Origin of the sequence: Novosphingobium sp. Chol11, assembly GCF_900218065.1 — a bacterium.
Classification (GTDB): Bacteria; Pseudomonadota; Alphaproteobacteria; order Sphingomonadales; family Sphingomonadaceae; genus Sphingobium; species Sphingobium agri.
The window spans coordinates 1,682,990-1,699,082 of the sequence record NZ_OBMU01000001.1; the positions used below are offsets into that span (position 1 = coordinate 1,682,990).

At 61.6% G+C, this 16,093-nt stretch carries 19 protein-coding genes; 3 read left to right on the forward strand and 16 right to left on the reverse strand.

What is annotated here, in order from left to right; translation table 11 throughout:
• Positions 1 to 117 precede the first annotated feature (117 nt).
• The 3 genes from purS to NCHOL11_RS18040 all read left to right on the forward strand — a co-directional run bounded on the left by purS (position 118) and on the right by NCHOL11_RS18040 (position 1,751).
• Positions 118 to 351, forward strand: a complete 234-nt coding sequence (purS, locus tag NCHOL11_RS08440) for a phosphoribosylformylglycinamidine synthase subunit PurS (protein ID WP_097091917.1) — start codon at positions 118 to 120, stop codon at positions 349 to 351.
• 3 nt (positions 352 to 354) lie between these two features.
• Positions 355 to 1,029 (forward strand): phosphoribosylformylglycinamidine synthase subunit PurQ, encoded by a 675-nt coding sequence (purQ, locus tag NCHOL11_RS08445; protein WP_097091918.1) that lies wholly within the window; start codon positions 355 to 357, stop codon positions 1,027 to 1,029.
• A gap of 233 nt (positions 1,030 to 1,262) precedes the next feature.
• The gene (locus NCHOL11_RS18040; RefSeq protein ID WP_141397828.1) at positions 1,263 to 1,751 is read left to right on the forward strand and encodes a hypothetical protein; all 489 of its coding nucleotides are present in this window, start codon (positions 1,263 to 1,265) and stop codon (positions 1,749 to 1,751) included.
• 137 nt (positions 1,752 to 1,888) lie between these two features.
• On the opposite strand, the gene NCHOL11_RS08450 is transcribed toward NCHOL11_RS18040, so the two are convergent.
• From NCHOL11_RS08450 to NCHOL11_RS08525, 16 genes are all read right to left on the reverse strand, one after another.
• Positions 1,889 to 2,413 carry an A24 family peptidase gene (locus NCHOL11_RS08450; protein ID WP_097091919.1) on the reverse strand — a complete coding sequence of 175 codons (525 nt, stop codon included), beginning with the start codon at positions 2,411 to 2,413 and terminating at the stop codon, positions 1,889 to 1,891.
• Positions 2,410 to 3,240: a hypothetical protein gene (locus NCHOL11_RS08455; RefSeq protein WP_097091920.1), complete on the reverse strand. Its 831-nt coding sequence runs from the start codon at positions 3,238 to 3,240 to the stop codon at positions 2,410 to 2,412. Before NCHOL11_RS08455 ends, NCHOL11_RS08450 begins: the two co-directional genes overlap by 4 nt.
• Positions 3,237 to 4,040, reverse strand: a complete 804-nt coding sequence (locus NCHOL11_RS08460; protein ID WP_097091921.1) for a tetratricopeptide repeat protein — start codon at positions 4,038 to 4,040, stop codon at positions 3,237 to 3,239. Before NCHOL11_RS08460 ends, NCHOL11_RS08455 begins: the two co-directional genes overlap by 4 nt.
• A gap of 21 nt (positions 4,041 to 4,061) precedes the next feature.
• Complete coding sequence (locus NCHOL11_RS08465) at positions 4,062 to 5,033, reverse strand: type II secretion system F family protein (RefSeq protein ID WP_097091922.1); 972 nt, start codon at positions 5,031 to 5,033, stop codon at positions 4,062 to 4,064.
• A 4-nt stretch (positions 5,034 to 5,037) separates the two neighbouring features.
• Complete coding sequence (locus NCHOL11_RS08470; protein ID WP_255254747.1) at positions 5,038 to 6,042, reverse strand: type II secretion system F family protein; 1,005 nt, start codon at positions 6,040 to 6,042, stop codon at positions 5,038 to 5,040.
• Positions 6,039 to 7,397, reverse strand: coding sequence for a CpaF family protein (locus NCHOL11_RS08475; RefSeq protein WP_097091923.1), 1,359 nt, complete (start codon positions 7,395 to 7,397; stop codon positions 6,039 to 6,041). Before NCHOL11_RS08475 ends, NCHOL11_RS08470 begins: the two co-directional genes overlap by 4 nt.
• Positions 7,397 to 8,629, reverse strand: coding sequence for an AAA family ATPase (locus tag NCHOL11_RS08480; RefSeq protein WP_097091924.1), 1,233 nt, complete (start codon positions 8,627 to 8,629; stop codon positions 7,397 to 7,399). Before NCHOL11_RS08480 ends, NCHOL11_RS08475 begins: the two co-directional genes overlap by 1 nt.
• A complete protein-coding gene (locus NCHOL11_RS08485; RefSeq protein WP_097091925.1) occupies positions 8,626 to 9,255 on the reverse strand; it encodes a TadE/TadG family type IV pilus assembly protein in 630 nt (209 codons plus the stop codon). The genes NCHOL11_RS08480 and NCHOL11_RS08485 overlap by 4 nt, the downstream gene beginning before the upstream one ends.
• The gene (locus tag NCHOL11_RS08490) at positions 9,252 to 9,818 is read right to left on the reverse strand and encodes a TadE/TadG family type IV pilus assembly protein (protein WP_097091926.1); all 567 of its coding nucleotides are present in this window, start codon (positions 9,816 to 9,818) and stop codon (positions 9,252 to 9,254) included. Before NCHOL11_RS08490 ends, NCHOL11_RS08485 begins: the two co-directional genes overlap by 4 nt.
• Positions 9,815 to 11,350 carry a pilus assembly protein TadG-related protein gene (locus NCHOL11_RS08495; protein ID WP_097091927.1) on the reverse strand — a complete coding sequence of 512 codons (1,536 nt, stop codon included), beginning with the start codon at positions 11,348 to 11,350 and terminating at the stop codon, positions 9,815 to 9,817. Before NCHOL11_RS08495 ends, NCHOL11_RS08490 begins: the two co-directional genes overlap by 4 nt.
• A gap of 19 nt (positions 11,351 to 11,369) precedes the next feature.
• Positions 11,370 to 11,636 carry a hypothetical protein gene (locus NCHOL11_RS08500; RefSeq protein WP_097091928.1) on the reverse strand — a complete coding sequence of 89 codons (267 nt, stop codon included), beginning with the start codon at positions 11,634 to 11,636 and terminating at the stop codon, positions 11,370 to 11,372.
• Between the two features lie 14 nt (positions 11,637 to 11,650).
• Complete coding sequence (locus NCHOL11_RS08505; RefSeq protein WP_097091929.1) at positions 11,651 to 13,141, reverse strand: type II and III secretion system protein family protein; 1,491 nt, start codon at positions 13,139 to 13,141, stop codon at positions 11,651 to 11,653.
• Positions 13,128 to 14,057 carry a Flp pilus assembly protein CpaB gene (gene cpaB, locus NCHOL11_RS08510; protein WP_097091930.1) on the reverse strand — a complete coding sequence of 310 codons (930 nt, stop codon included), beginning with the start codon at positions 14,055 to 14,057 and terminating at the stop codon, positions 13,128 to 13,130. The genes NCHOL11_RS08505 and cpaB overlap by 14 nt, the downstream gene beginning before the upstream one ends.
• 66 nt (positions 14,058 to 14,123) lie before the next feature.
• Positions 14,124 to 14,321, reverse strand: a complete 198-nt coding sequence (locus NCHOL11_RS08515) for a Flp family type IVb pilin (RefSeq protein WP_097091931.1) — start codon at positions 14,319 to 14,321, stop codon at positions 14,124 to 14,126.
• Positions 14,322 to 14,356: 35 nt separating this feature from the next.
• Positions 14,357 to 14,554 carry a Flp family type IVb pilin gene (locus NCHOL11_RS08520; RefSeq protein ID WP_097091932.1) on the reverse strand — a complete coding sequence of 66 codons (198 nt, stop codon included), beginning with the start codon at positions 14,552 to 14,554 and terminating at the stop codon, positions 14,357 to 14,359.
• A gap of 652 nt (positions 14,555 to 15,206) precedes the next feature.
• On the reverse strand, positions 15,207 to 15,989 hold the full coding sequence (locus tag NCHOL11_RS08525; protein ID WP_097091933.1) for a DUF2569 domain-containing protein: 783 nt from the start codon (positions 15,987 to 15,989) through the stop codon (positions 15,207 to 15,209).
• Positions 15,990 to 16,093: the final 104 nt, after the last annotated feature.

Below are 16,093 nucleotides of genomic sequence, written 5' to 3' on the forward strand. Positions count from 1 at the left end.
CCCTCTATCCCCTGCCCCAACCATAGCGGCCACTCGCTAAGAAAGGGATAATGCCTTGCTTGTCCCGCCCCACGCGACTAGGGGGTGCGCCATAGCAATCCACGGAGTTTTGGCCTCATGAAAGCCCGCATCTTCGTCACCCTCAAGGGCGGGGTTCTCGACCCGCAGGGTAAGGCGATCCACCACGCGCTCGACGGCCTCGGCTTTTCCGGCGTCAATGACGTGCGCGCGGGCAAGCTCATTGAGCTCGACCTTGCCGATGGCACCAGCGATGACGATATCGACGCCATGTGCCGCAAGCTGCTCGCCAATACCGTCATCGAAAACTACCGCATCGAAAAGGTGGCCTGAGCCATGAAGAGCGCCGTCATCGTCTTCCCCGGCAGCAATTGCGACCGCGACCTAGCCGTGGCTTTCGAGGCGGTGAGCGGTGAAAAGCCGGTCATGGTCTGGCACCGCGACATCGAACTGCCCGAAGGCATCGACCTGATCGGCGTACCCGGTGGCTTCTCCTATGGCGACTATCTGCGTTCCGGCGCGATGGCGGCGCGCTCGCCCGTGATGCAGGCGGTGGCCAAGGCGGCCGAGCGCGGCACCTATGTGCTGGGCATCTGCAACGGCTTCCAGGTGCTGACCGAAAGCGGCCTACTCCCCGGCGCCCTGCTGCGCAACGCAGGTGGCCATTTCGTCTGCCGCGATGCATCGCTGACGGTCGAGAACGCCCAGAGCGCCTTCACCAGCCGCTATGCCGCTGGCGAACAGGTGACCTTCCCCGTCGCCCACCATGACGGCAATTATTTCGCTGACAGCGCAACGCTCGACCGCCTCGAAGGCGAAGGCCGCGTCGCCCTGCGCTACGCCGACAGCATCAACGGCTCGGCCCGCAACATCGCCGGCATCCTAAACGAAGCAGGCAATGTCTTGGGCATGATGCCGCACCCCGAACGCGTGATCGAACCAGCCCACGGCAAAACCGACGGCCGCCGCCTGTTCGAAGGTCTGGTTGAGGGACTGTTGGCGAACGCCTGACCCCGGCGCGCGCCACCTTTAGTCTCACCCTTCACGCTCCCGCTCCACCCGCCACATCCGTCATCCCAGCGAAGGCTGGGATCGCAGGAGGCCGCGCCGTGCCGTCGCTGAGATGCCAATTTGCGCTGGCATGATTAAGTGGAGAGTGTCGGCTAACGACCAAGAATCCGACCTTTAAGTGCGGCTTCAAGCATCCCAGTTGCGGACATGAAGTTCGGCCCCCATAAAGCCGCATGGATCGATTTTTCAGCCAAACTCGTGCCATTATGGCGGCATTTGCTATCGGGTCAGCTTCGCTGGCGGGCTGTTCTTCCCAACCAACAGTCGCGACAGAAAATTCAACGGCTAAACTCGTTGTCCTCAGTATCGATGACAATCTGAGCGGCCCAATCGCAGGCCATGCTCAATGCAAAGATGATGAGGGCAGGCCCGTTATGAAGCCGCAGTGCTTCGCGTCGTATGATATTTTGATGAGGGCAGTGTTTAGTTGCGGCCCATCGAAGGTGACGGTCGATCGGTCATGGACACACAGCGAGTATGTGTCATTTCCAACGAACTGGGCACCTGGTAATCCTTCAAGCCTTTCTGTGGTAAAGTGCATACAACGCGAAGTCGGCTTTCCCTTTTCGGCGGTGATTGCGCCAGCAACAGAGCCGGGAGAGTTTCCAGCAGAGGGCGACAGTGCACCATTTGCGGCGCTCTACTTTCGCAAACAGCCCTGAGGCCGGCGGTCAGCTACCCACCCATCCAACACCTCCCCCTCCCGCAGGCGGGAGGGGCTAGGGGTGGGCGCGAGCGAAGCGAGCTTCCGCGGCAGATTACATAACCAGGGCAGGTCCACACAGCCCAACCCCCCGCCCTACCTCAACCCCCGCACAAACTCCGGCAAATGCGCCACGCCGCTAGGATTAGGCCCCACCATATACAGCGCCATCACCGTCCCGGCAGCAATCGCGACGCCATAAGGAATAGGTCCCCCCGCCGCGAATATCGCCAGTGACGACCCTTCCCGCACCGCTTTGGGCACCATCCGCCGCCCCACCATGATCAGCAAGGCGAGCAGGCCGCCGCCCACCGTGACATAGACGAACCAAGGCAGCGCCGCGCCCCAATCGAACCACAGCGCGCACGCCGCCAGCAGCTTGACGTCACCCCCGCCCATCCACCGCATCGCGAACAGCACGCATCCAAGGGCAAAGACGGCCAGGAACAGCGTTCCATTCTGCCAGACGTCATTCTCCCACCCTGTCACGGCGACCCAGGGCACGAACAATCCCAGGATCAGGAGCGGGAAGATGTTGGAAATCCTCAACCGCGCAATATCCTCGATCGCCGCAGCCAGCAGGACCCCGGATACGGCCAGCAGGATGAGGTCCTTCATCATGGCCTCGCCCCCATCGCCGCCAGGGCGGCCGCCGCTTTGGGCTGATAGCTTTCCGCTTCCGTCATCGCGCGGCTCAGATAAGCGCGCGCCTTCACCGCATCCCCCATGCGCATCGCCACCTGACCGGCATCGCCCAGCCGCTTGGCCCAGCTGTCGGCATCATCCTCGGCACGCCTTTCTATGTCACGTCCTGCCATGATCTGCGCCGCATCCCCGTTCGAGATGATCCGCGCATCATCAGGCGCCATCCGGCGCGCCTGGTCGAATATCACGGCCGCCTTATCCGCCTCACCCTGCGCCATCAGGGACAGCCCATAATTGTTGAGCACCTGAACGGGCCTGCCAGTGAGCTGAAAGGCACGCTCATAGGCCGCCGCGCTCAGCGCCCACGACTTGCCTGCATCATAGGCGACGCCCAGTGCATTCCATGTCCGCCAGCTCCGATCGCAATGGTCGGCGGCGCGGCGCAGAAGCTCTGTCGCCTGCTGAGGCCGTCCAAGCCGCAGCCGCGCGATGCCCAGCCCTTCATCGATCCGGCAATCCGTCATGCCGGCCTGAGCCAGCGCGGCAAATCGCGCCTCCGCCTCCGCATCCTGTCCCTTGGCCAGCGCCAGGCGCGCCTCGGCAATCGCGATACCGGCCTTGTCACCCGGCGCGGGGTCGGCCCGCCATTGTGCCAGCATCGTGTCGGCCTGAATGACCCGGTTCCCGTCGATCGCATTGTCGATCAACCGGCCATAATCCACCGGCGCACCGACTGTGGCTCCAGAGGCCTCCGCAACTGGCGCATTCGCCGCCGCCGCCAGCAACAGGAGCAGCAGGCTCATCCCTGCCCTCCGCTCCACTTCCACAGCTTCTCAAACAGCCGGTCCGGCTCATCACCGCCAGCCATCGCCGGACAACTGCCTCCGCTGCAGGAGGGCGCGTCCGCCGACGCTGCAGATTTGACGATCTGAGCCTTCAGCTCGCGCGACAGCGAGATGGCCGGGGATGCTCCCTCCCTATTCGCCACGGTGACGATCGCGGTATTCAGCTGCGCCGTGCGCCGCCCAGGCAGCACTGGCTGGCCGTTGCTCGCGGCTGTTGTGCGCAGCCGCACCTCGCCCATGGAAATGCGCTCCAGTTCCAGCCCGCCGGTCTGCACGGCGGCTGCGGGCTTCCCCGCTCCCGTCGCCGCCAACTGCGCCAACGTGACACGCCGCGCCCCGGCCAAGCCAGCCCCCTGCTCGATCTCCGCCAGCAGAGCATTGGCGTCATCCCGCAATCCTTGCGCCATCAGGCTCCGTGCAAAGTTGCGATGGACCCGCTCATCCAGCGGCGCCCGGGCCAGCGCCAGTTCGAAATATTGTCGCGCCAGGTCATGCCGCCCCATCGCGGCATAGCTGATCGCCACGCCGTTCAGCGCAGTGGCGTTACCCGGATCCTGCCGCACAGCCCGTCTGAAAGCGTCCAGCGCCAGCGCATGCTCGCCACGGGAAAACAGCAATTGTCCGCGCGCCAGTGCCTCCGTCGCCGTTGCCACCGCCGCAGCATCGGCGTTCACCGGCCGGATCGCCACATCCCGGTTCCCCGAACTGCATGCCCCGCTCGCGAAGATGAGCGCGATCGCCACTATCCGTCTCATCATGCCTGTCCCCCCTCGTTCCCTCTACCGTGTCATGACCGGCAATATATCCCGCACCACGCGCACCACTGCGGGCAACATCAGCACGCCGATCATCACCGGCAGCATGCACGCGACCAGCGGCACGGACAGCAGCACCGGCAATCGATGCGCTTTCTCCTCCGCCCGCATCCGCCGCTTCTCCCGCATCTCCGCCGCATAGACGCGCAGCGTCTGCCCGACGCTCGACCCCAGCTGGTCCGACTGTATCAGCAGCGTTGCGAAGGATCGAATCTCGTCCACATCGACATCGTCGGCCATCCGCCGCAGCGCATCCGCCCGGCTGCGCCCCGCGCGCAATTCCAGCACGACCTTGCCCAGCGTCTGCGACACCAGCGGATGCGATATGGCAAGCTCCCGTCCCACCCGGTCCATCGCCGCTTCCAGGCCAAGCCCCGCCTCGACGCACACCAGCATCAGGTCCAGCGCATCGGGAAAGCCATGGACGATCGCCTCCTGCCGCCGCGCCGCCTTGGCGGAGATGAAGAGGTTCGGCAAATACAGCCCCATCACCGCGACGCCCATCGCCATGAAATAAAGCTTCATCGGGCTCGGCGGCTCAGGCTTGTTCAGCGACATCAGCACCAGCACCGCGGGCAGCGCGAGCGTCATCACCAGCCGCACGAATGTGAATATCTTCGGTGCCTCGGGCGAAGGATAGCCCGCTGCGATCAACCGCTTGCGCAAGGCATCATTCTTCGTGTCGGCCAGCGAAATGCCAAGCTTCTCGATCCGGTCGACCAGCTTCTTCCATTCGCTGTTGTTGCGCTCATTGCGCAGCGACTGCCCGCCGCCCTGCACGGCGCTGCCCGCCTCACTCACGATGTCGAGCCGGCTGCGCACCCGCGACGTGCGCGCGATCATCTCCGTCACGCCATAGACGATCGCCACGATCGCGACGAACAGCAAGACGAGCAGCACCGGCCGCAATTGCGAAATCAGGGCGAAATCCAGCATCAGGTCACACTTTCAAATCAACCATGCGGCGTATCGTGACAAAGCCGATGATGTAGAGGATGATGAGCCCGGAAAAGCCGAAGATGAACATCGGGTCCTGCGCGATATCCAGGTAAAAGGCGGGGTTGAGCAGGAACAGCGCGACGAACGCCAGGATCGGCAACGCCGTCAGCATGACCGCCGTCATCCGCCCTTCGGAACTCAGCGCCCGCACCTTCATGAACAGGCTCGCCCGCTCACGGATCACCAGCGACAGATTTTCCAATATCTCGGCCAGGTTGCCGCCCGTCTCCGCCTGCACCGACAGCGACGTCACGAACATGTGCATCTCGTTCATGTCCCACCGTTCCGCCATGCGCTGCAGCGCGTCGCGCAGGTCGGACCCATAGGTCACCTCATCGACGACGATGCCGAACTCGCTGCCGATCGGGTCCTTCATCTCCTTGGTCAGCAGGTCCAGCGCCGCTGCGATCGGGTGCCCGGCGCGCAGGCCACGCACGAACGTATCGAGCGCAACGGGAAACTGCTCCTCCATCTTCTTGCGCCGCCGCTGGCTCAACCGGCTGAGCACCATCACCGGCAGCAGCACGCCGAGCGACACGGCAAAAGCCCCCGCCATCACGATCATGCCCGCCGTCATGCCATATCCCGCCGCCAGCGCGCCGATCACCACGATCAGGAACAGCACGCCCGTGCCCATGCCCATGAACGTCAGCACCGTGCGCGCGGGCACGCTCAGGCCAGCGCCATGCAGCGACCGCACGACGCCCAAAGCCATCCGCCCAAAGACGCTGTCATGGTTGAAGTTCATGCTGTCGTCATTGCGCCGCAGCCGCGACAGCACCGTGCTCCGCTCAAAGCCCTGAGCGATCATCTTCAGCCGCTTGTTGACCACCCGCTCCTTGCCAGCGCGCGCGCGGAACCAGCCATGGACGCCCTCGATCGTCAGGATCACCGCCGCGAACAGCAGGACCAGCACGAATGCGCGGATGTAAAGCGGATTGATCATTGCACCACCGCATCGGGACGGAACAGGTCGGCGGGCAAATGAATGCCCCGGTCGGCCAGTTCGCTCATGAATTTGGGCCGGATGCCCGTTGCCTCGAAATGGCCGCGCACCATGTCATTCTCATCACGGCCGGTCATCTTGAAACGGAAGATTTCCTGCATGGTGATGACCTCGCCCTCCATGCCGGTAATCTCCGAAATGCTCAGCAAGCGCCGCCGCCCGTCCGACAAGCGCCCGACCTGCACGATGACGTTCAGCGCCGAAGCAATCTGCGCCCGCGCCGATCGCGGCGAAATGTCGATGCCGCTCATGCCGATCATCTGTTCGACACGGGACAGCGCATCGCGCGGCGTGTTGGCATGGACCGTCGTCATCGACCCATCATGCCCCGTATTCATCGCCTGCAGCATGTCGAATGCCTCCCCGGCGCGCACTTCGCCCACGATGATGCGATCGGGCCGCATACGCAGCGCGTTCTTCACCAGGTCGCGCTGCGTGACCTCGCCGCGCCCCTCGATATTCGGCGGCCGCGTCTCCAGCCGCACCACATGCCGCTGCTGCAACTGAAGCTCGGCGGAGTCCTCGATCGTCACGATCCGCTCGGCCTCATCGATGCTCGCCGACATGGCGTTCAGCAGCGTCGTCTTGCCCGACCCCGTGCCGCCCGAAATGAGCACATTGCGCCGCGAAGCCACCACCGCCGCCAGCACCTGCGCCATCGGCGCGGGCACGCTGCCCAGTTCCGAAAGCCGCGCCATGCTGATCGGCACCTTGGCGAATTTGCGAATGGACAGCAGCGATCCATCGACCGCCAGCGGCGGCACCACCGCATTGACGCGCGACCCATCCGCCAGACGCGCATCGACAAAGGGCGAAGCTTCGTCCACGCGCCGCCCGACAGCCGCCACGATCTTCTGGATTATGCGCAGCAGATGCTTCTCATCCTTGAAGCGCGCCGCCGTTTCCACCAGCCGCCCGCCGCGCTCGACAAAGACGATCTTGTGCCCGTTCACCAATATGTCGGTGACGCTCTGATCCTTCAGCAGCGGCTCCAACGGCCCCAGGCCCAGCAACTCGTCCAATATGTCGGACACCAGCCGCTTGCGCTCTTCCAGGTTCAGCGCATGCTTCTGCAATGCCAACTGCTCATGGACGATTTCGCCCACTTCCGCTTCCACCTGCGCTCGCGACATATTTTCCAGCGCAGACAGGTTAATGAGGTCGATCAGCTTCTGGTGCAGCGCGACCTTCAACTCGGTATGCCGGTCCTCTTCCCAATGAACCAGCTGGGTATCGGTCGGTCCTACCTCGTCCCGCGCCTCAAACCGGCTGTCGCCCTTTCGGATCTGCCACATCAGCCCTTCTCCGCCGCCCGCCGTGCTTCAGCCGCCTGCACGGTGCAATCGACAATGTCGGCCATGTCCTTGCAGATGCGACTCCGCGCCTTCAATTCCTGGATCAGCACGCCTTGATCCAGCGCAGAGCTGACCAGCGGAAAGTCATTCGCGATGCTCAAGGTCACGGGATGATCCAGCGCTGCTGCCGCATCCTCCAGCCCGATTGCACGGAACAGCTTCTTTTCCACCCGGTTGGCGATCACATGGATACGCGCCGGATCGATATCCTGATCGCGCAGCAATGCGATCTGCCGCCGCGCCTGACGCAGGCTGGCGATGGTCAGTTCGCACACCAGGAATACGACTTCCGACCGCGCCACCAGCGACATCGACCAGTTGGTCCAATTGCCCGGCAAGTCCAGATAAATCGTGTCGAAGTTCCGTTGCGCCAGTTCGACCACACGAAACACCTGATCGGCATTGATCGCTTCCAGCGGCATGATCTCCGTGGGTGCGGTGACGACATGCAGCCCGGTCGGCGTTTCCACCGTGACGGAACCGAGCAACTCGGCATCGACCCGGTTCCCGCCCTGCAACAAATCCGCCAGCGTCAGCGGAGAACTGATGTTCAGGAAAGTCCCGGCATTGCCGAACTGCACATCAAAATCGAACAGGCACACCCGCTCGCCAGCCTGCTTCACCGTCCGCGCATGCAGGCTGGCCGCCTGCGTGGCGATCGTCGTCGCACCGACGCCGCCGACGCTCTTGATGATCGACACCAAAGCACCCGTCTTGACATCGCGCCCGCCCTTGGCGGCGATCTCCGCCCGCAGATGATCGATGGTCGCCGACAATTCGGCAGCCTGTAAAGGCAGCGCGACGACATCGTTGATCCCGCTCCGCAACAGCGCGCGCACCAGAGGGATCTCCGCATTGCGCACAGCCGCCACCACCAGCAAGGCCGGATTGGCCGCCCGCAAGGCCGACAGCCGCCGCATGGACGCCTCGTCATCCGGCTGCACCTCCAGGATGACAGCCTTCGCCTCTGCAACCAGTTGCGACGGCAAAGCCGCTCCGGCCGGCAGCATGGAAAGCGTCAACGACAGCCCCCCCAACCGATCGCCCAGAATATCCGAAGCCGCAACCTCCTGCTCCGAAAGGATCAGATAGATGCCCTCATCCCCCACATTGAGGGTCCAACTCTCGGCCGCTTCCGTTGTGTTCACGATGCCCAAGATCTTGTTCCTCAATTTGACTGCGAGCCCTGGCCGTCTTCCATGGTGAGGGCGGCGCTAATGGGTGCGAGAGTAAAGCTGCTGTTGAATAGTGCCAGGCTGATAGGTTTGAAGGTCACATCGCGCACAGACACCGTGATGATCGGATAGAAGTCTTGACCGCCAGGATCGCCAGCATAGCCCAGGCCGGAATTGGAGTAACTCACATCAAGGCTGGTTCGCGCCAATTCGGGAAGGAAGGCTTTTACCCGGTTATAGATGGCATCAAATGATGTCGTCGTAGCGCTGCCAAGGGCTGTGCAGTTACCAGTACATGTCGGCGCAGTCGTGCCCGCTGTCCCGCTATAGGTGGCCTTCGCCATGACATAGTTGTTCAGTAAATCCCCATTTGTGAGCACATGCCCCGTTGAATCCGTCAGCCCAACAGCGGTTAGCGATCTCAGACCGCTTGGAACAGGGTCGGTGACGATCGCAAAACGAGCGCCCATTTGAGTAGCTTTTTCAATACGATTCACCGTCCAGAGCAGCCGGCCAACGTCGATGATGCCCAGCAAGAAGATGAGCAACAAGGGCAGAACCATAGCAAATTCCGCAGATGAGCTGGCCTGCCGATCGCGAAGAAAGGCCACTAACCGTTTCATATGCCCATCACCGCTGCCTGAGATTCCGACTGCAGCCGGAGATTCGTATCCGATAATCCGATCTGCCCGAGCAACGATGGATATCGGACATTGGCTGAGACAGTGATTACTGGAACATTGCCCTCAATACCTGAGAATACACCAGTGAAGGTGGTTGCTAGCCGGCAAGTCACCGTAAGCGTAATTGGACTGCCGCCCGGCAGCCCCGCCATTTCCTTTGCAGCAGTCCAATAGGATAGACGCGGCGTGCCGGAGCCATCAGTGCTGCCAGTGCGTGTGACATTCTTTATCTGGGCTTGGGCTAGCGTACTCGCGGCGGAAACCACGAAACTACCAGCCGAACCATCGGCTCCAGCAGCAGGGCAATTGTAGGTGGAGGCGGGAAGCCGACTGGCGAAGCGAGCGCCATCTCGCACTGCTTTCGCCACAGCATGCTCACTCATAAAATAATTACCCAGCTCAAAGCTCCCGAACATGAGAGTAATGAGCATCGGCGCGACCAGAGCCATCTCCGCTGCAGCGCTGCCTTCGCGGGCATTGAGCAAGGACCGATTTTTCTTCATTTCAACAGGTACGGCCGGTTGCGGCCGTAATATTGGAAAGCGTTCTCACCACCAGGCTTGGTCGCCTTCCCGATGATCTCGACGTAGATTTGACTTTTGCCAGTTGCGTATGGAGAGGATCGGTCAGCGGACGGCTCGACAAGGAACACGTCGACCCACTGCTTGACCTTCACCGCACCCTTACCATTGAGGCCTGTACAGTCCACCGCAGCGACTGTCAGCACTCGCCGGTCCTTTTGCGTGGTGCTGGCGGCCACGCCGGTGCCATTCTTTGGCTGCGGATAGGCGCAGTAATTGGTGTAGGTGTAATCGGTTTTTGGATTGGACGAGGGACCCGTGGTCTTCGTAGCAGGCAAATCACCAGGATTCAGCAGTTTGGAAGGCAAGCGGGTGCTCTTGGATAACAGCTCCCATTGGTAAACATTATACCGTGTAGCTGCCGATCCGGTCGGCACGGTATCGCTCGGATGATTTGCAGCAAAATATCCAGCAACGTCCCAACTTCCATTTCCAAAGTTGGATGTACAGCTTCCATCTATGTGACAATTGTCGCGAGTAAATCCTTTGGCGCCGGAATACTGTTCAAAATCCGTAACCGTCGCGCCTGCCGCGCCACAACCAGGATTAGCTGGCACTGTCGTACCACTTACATTTTTGAATTCAACGACTTCCTTCTTGGCGAAATCCTTGCCAACATTTTCAGCAGGGCAGTAGTCTCCGCTGGTCGAGTTGCAGGTCCCCGCACTTGGCTCATAGAGGTCGAACCGCGTATTGAGCGCTTTGGTCACGCTCGCTTTGTTGCCGGGCTCAGTTTGCAGCCCACCTGAATTGTCGAAACAGCCATTGGTTTCGTTATTTGCACCCAGATTAGTAGACAGCCCGCTCGCGCCGTTGCCGAAATCGAGATATCCGTAGTCTCCCGGCGCCCACGCGCCGGTCTGGGGCCCCGGCTGCAAGCGCAAGCCGTCGCCCACGTCGCTGGCGCTCGGGAAATCCTCTGCCGGGATGCACAACATGAGTGGCGGCACCTTGCAGACCGACGATCCCACACCCGCTGTCGCAAGACCTCCAATCGCGCCAGAGCGGAACATCTGAACGACAGGTGTCAACGCATAGACCGCTTCGCGCGTCGCCACCGATACCTGGACGAAGCGAGCAGCCGTCGCGCTAGTCGTTACCGTTCCGGTGTCGGTGTCTGAATTATATGCGGAATAGAAGGTCAGGTTTGCGGTGGGCACCGTTACGGTCCGACCCGAAGAAGCGCCGTCATTTGCAAAACGGGTCAAGTTGACTACCAGGCCTTGAGCAGCGCTTGTCGCCCGCGTGATGGCGGTGCTCGTTCCGTCCAGTTGGCTGGCCGCTGCCAACGCAGCTTGGTCGGCCGCGCCTTGGAGTTCAGAATCCAGGCTCGCTACCCGCGCATAATCAAAGGCGATGCCTCCCGCCGCGATCAGGCCAAAGAGTGACAAAGCCACCGTCGGCGCGACCGCGCCGCTAACTGACTGTATCAGGCTGGTCCGACGGGCAAACATTGATGCGCCCTCTCCTCACTCAGTTGCCGCCGCTGGAGCCGCTGCTCCGCTGCGTGCTTCGGATCGACTCAGGCTTCTTCACCTTGTCGGTGCGGTAGCGTTCGATCGCGGCCGCGCTGCGGGCGCCGTCACCGCCTTCGGCCAGCGCGCCTTCATAGCGCGGCTCGGGGTTGATCACCTGCACCGCATAGTTGCTGCGCACCGCCCCGCCAAAGGTCGGGTCGTTGGCGGTACATCCCGCCAAAGCCGGACCAACCAGCATCGCCGCGACGATCAACCGGCCCATGGTCTTCCTCTCCCTCATAGCTCATATCCACTCTGCGCCGCGCCCGCCGGAGCCGGGTCAGCCGGAGCCGGAGCCGCAGGCCGCTTCGAAGACGGCGGCATCGCGTCGGGGTTCAGCGGATTGATCCCCACTGCCTTGTCCGTGCGCCCCATCAGGAACAGGTCCAGCTCATGCGGATTGCCCACGCGATCGGTCGGCAGGCGCACATCCTCCGCCCGCATCGGCTTCACAAGGCGCGGCGTCACGATCATGACCAGTTCGGTCTGCTGCTTCTGGAAGCCGGTCGAGCGGAACAGCGCCCCGATGATCGGGATCGATCCCAGCACCGGCAGCTGCCGCACCGTATCCTGGAAGTCGTTGCGCAGCAGCCCCGCAATCGCGAACGATTGCCCATCGCGCAACTCCACCACCGTCTTCGCCCGCCGTGTCAGTAAGCCCGGCACCACCAGCCCGTTGATCGACACCGAAGCCGAAGGATCGATGGAGCTGACCTCCGGCTCCACCACCAGGTTGATGATGCCGTCGCTCAGCACCGTGGGCGTAAAGCCCAGGCTGACGCCAAACGGCTTGAACTCGACGGTGATGCCATTATTGCCGCTGCCGCCCCCGCCGCCGCCATTCTGCACGACCGGGATCGGGAATTCGCCACCCGCCAGGAATGACGCAGTCTCACCAGAAAGCGCCACCAGCGTCGGTTCGGCCAGCGTCTTCACCAGCCCCTTGCGCTCCAGCGCATCCAGCGCGGAAAAGATGTTGAGGCTGCCGATCTTGTACGCCCATGTCCCCACGCCAAAGGCGTCGGACAGGCCATCCAGCTTGATGGTAGGCGTCCGCCCATTGTTCGTCGGCACGATCGAGTCAGCCGACAGATCACCGATGCTGCCCGCGGTCCTGTTGCCGACAAAGCTGTGATTCAGCCCGATATCCTTCGCCGCCGACCGGTTCACCTCCGAAAAGCGCACCTCCAGCATCACCTGCTGCGAAGCGCCGACCGACAGCATGTTGACGACCTTCTCGTCCCCACCCGCATAGGTCCTGGCGATCTGCACCGCGCGATCCACCGCCGAAGCGCTCGACACCGTCCCCGTCAGCACCACCGCGTCATTGGAAATGCGCGCGCCGATCTGCTCGCCCGGGATCAGCTCGGACAATTGCCGCTTCAACGTCACGACGTCCGGCCCCACCGCCACATCGACCACCGCGATCAGCATGTTGCGGCTGTCATAGAGGGTAAGGCTGGTCGTTCCCACCTTCTTGCCCAGCACATAGAGCGACCGGTTGGTCATCGGCAGGATGTCGGCGACCTCCTGATTGCCCACCAAAGCCTTGGAAAAAGGCCGGTCGACCGTCAGCACCTGGCTCTTGTTGAGCGGCACGTCCAGCTGCCCCGCATGATCCACATTGCTCGCAGTCAGAGAGGCGATCTGCGCCGGAGCGGACGTTGCCACCCCGAAAGCCAGCGCCGTCCCCAGCGCCAGCATGGACAAGGACTTAGCGGGAACCATAGCGCTTCACCTCATAGCTGGTGCCGGTCGTGCCACGGACGATCTCGACCGATGCGGTCGCTGGCAGAGCGGAAACATTCCTGGGGACAGTGCGACGCGGCGCACGCATCACGGGCATCGGAGCAGGCAGATAGGCCGCTTCGGCGATCCGGCCGCGCGGCGCTGAAAAACCGCCGACATAAGCCCCGTCGCGCAGGTCCTCCGTCCCCACCGTCTGTACCGCCGGGTTGGGCTCATCGGTCACGTTGCGCAGCACCAGCGTCAGCTGGCCGACCTGCTGGCCCAGGACCAGCTTCTGCGCATCGACCTGATTGACTTCCAGCGTGGCGGTCTTGCCGATCGCCGGGTCTTTCGAACTGTCATTGGCATTCTGGTCGATCGCGATCACGCGGATATTCTGAAGCAGCACATCGGTGATCTGCTGACCGCCGCCGCCCATGCCGTCCTGCGCGGTCCGTGTGACGAAGACATCGACCGTGTCGCCCGGCAGCACAAAGCCGCCCGCCGCCGCCACATCGCTCACGCGAACCGCGACAGCACGCATTTCAGGCCGCAGCACACCGGACATGGTGGCGCGGCCGCCTTCTGCGGACAGCTTGGATGTCAGGATCGGCTCACCCGGCTCGATCTGCCGCAGCACCACGCGCTGCTTGCCGAGGGACGTGAGCTGGACCGGATCACGAAAAGCCCCGGGCGGCACGGAAGCCGCAGGCCAGTCGACCACCCTGATCTTTTCCGGCGTCACCGCCGTCCCAAAGGCCAGCGGCATCGACGCGACGACCACTTTGGCCATACCGCCTTGCGGCGTTGCCTGCGCCTGCTCCGCCTTGCTCAAATAGCTATTGGCGACGAATACCGCTGCCAGACCCAGCACGATCGCGAAGCCAAGGATGATAAGAGATCTGCGCTGCCCCACGACTTCCCCCCGGAATACAAGACTTATGGAGGCTGACAGCCATCTGGTTGGCAGCCTCCATACTCATTAGCAATTGGCGGTACCTGTACTAGACGTGGGCGGCGTCTTGATACAATTGCTCGCCTCATTCATAGCAGTGGAGATAGATTCACCAAGACCAACGGCGGCCAGCGCAATACCGGTACCGACGATAGCAAGAATAAGGGCATATTCGGCGGCTGAAGCACCGCTTTGATCCCTCATAAGATTTTTGAAGAAGTTCATCCCAATTACTCCTATCCCAGCAATCCGACCTGCCGTTAGCAGTTCGCAGTGCCTGTGCTGGAGGTCGGCGGCGTCTTGATGCAATTACCAGCCTCGTTCATCGCCGTCGAAATGGACTGCCCCAGCCCAACTGCTGCGAGTGCTATGCCGGTGCCCACGATCGCAAGGATCAGCGCATATTCCGCCGCCGAAGCGCCGCTCTGGTCACGCCAGAGTGTCTTGAAAAAAGTCATGTCTCTTCACCCCTATTGCGCCGAAAGCATTTCGGCTGCTCTTGCACAGTTCTGCGGAGGGGCCTTTGCCACCTGGCGACCCTAGCGTTGGTGTTCCCCTTCGCCAGGCAGTTGGGCAGTTCCCGTAGAACTTGCGTTCAAAATGAACCAATGAAGGGGCAAGTCAACATGGTAAAAAATATGTCTATTTTTCAGTCCGTTAAGTCGATTTTTTGTTAACCATCTTCATTTTCCCTACTTGCCGCAGCAAGTAACCCGTAAATATTTTATAATATATCTTTGGTTATATATCGGTCGAAAAACAGAGAAATACTTTTATTTTCTTCCGGATTATAGGTCGAGTTAGACAAATATAACTTACTCACCATATTTAAATGACCAATTTACTGATCCTCTATTGCAGTATTAATTCTAGTATAACCGCATAATTAACGATATATATCTATGGCCGCTCATGCAGGATCACATCCTAATTCAGATCAGATACACCGCCTGAGAGTCCACCCCTTCCCTCTTGTAGGACGCACCGCTTTCCGGCGGCACAATCGGCCAGGGTCACGCTCCGGCGCGAATCAGCAACAGCTCGACGTCTCGAAAAACCGAATCATCTGCATGGATTTGCACACCGCAGAAGGAGCGCCAGCGCACTTCGTCAGGCGCTTACCCTATTACGGAATGTGATGTTCACCCGCTCGGACAACAACAGGTACGGCAACCACAGCGCGACACTGATCAGCACCTTCTTCACATTGCCGCTCAGCAGATCCGCCAGCGCCATTTCCACCGCCGGGGGAACATCTCCGACCCGCGCGACCAATTGCGCGATCCCCACTTGCGCCATCAGGTCCACGCCCCACACCATCGCCAGAAAGCGGGGAAAGAGCGGCACCATCCGCAATGCCATCGCGAATGCGAACATGTACAAGCATGACAGCAGCACGACGTCCGCCAGCATCACCGCATAAAGGCTGATGAACCAGGTGGGTGCATAGCTGCCCAATGCAGGCACCGCGCTTAAGAACTCAAGCGTGCGCACCGGAACATTGAGCGCGATGCCCAGCAGCAACGACGCCATCACGCCATAGAGGCCGAACTGCGACATCTCGCGCGCTTCCAGGCAATCGACCTTGCGCCACCGGCCCACTTGCGCCAGCCGCAAACCAGGCTGCGCGTGCAAACGCCCCGCCGGAAACAACTTGAGGCCCAATAGCAGCGTCGCCACCGGAGCACCGACGACAAGCATATAGGGCAGCAGGCCCAATCCACTTGCCCAAGGCGCATCGGCATAGGGGGTGGCCGGAAATGCCAGCCGGAGGCCGCAGGCAAAGGCGGCGATCAGGATCCACGTGCCGATGATGCGCGGCAAATTCAGCTGTAATGACAGCACCAGCGCCACGCTTTTGCGGTAAAGATGATCCTGAACCAATCGCACCATGGAAACCGGACCTCCGCTCGCCGCATCATCGGAAGGGTCATCTATCAACCATTCTGGTTAACCCGGGGTAAAACGCCCCCACCGCCTTAAAAGTTCTGCGAAGC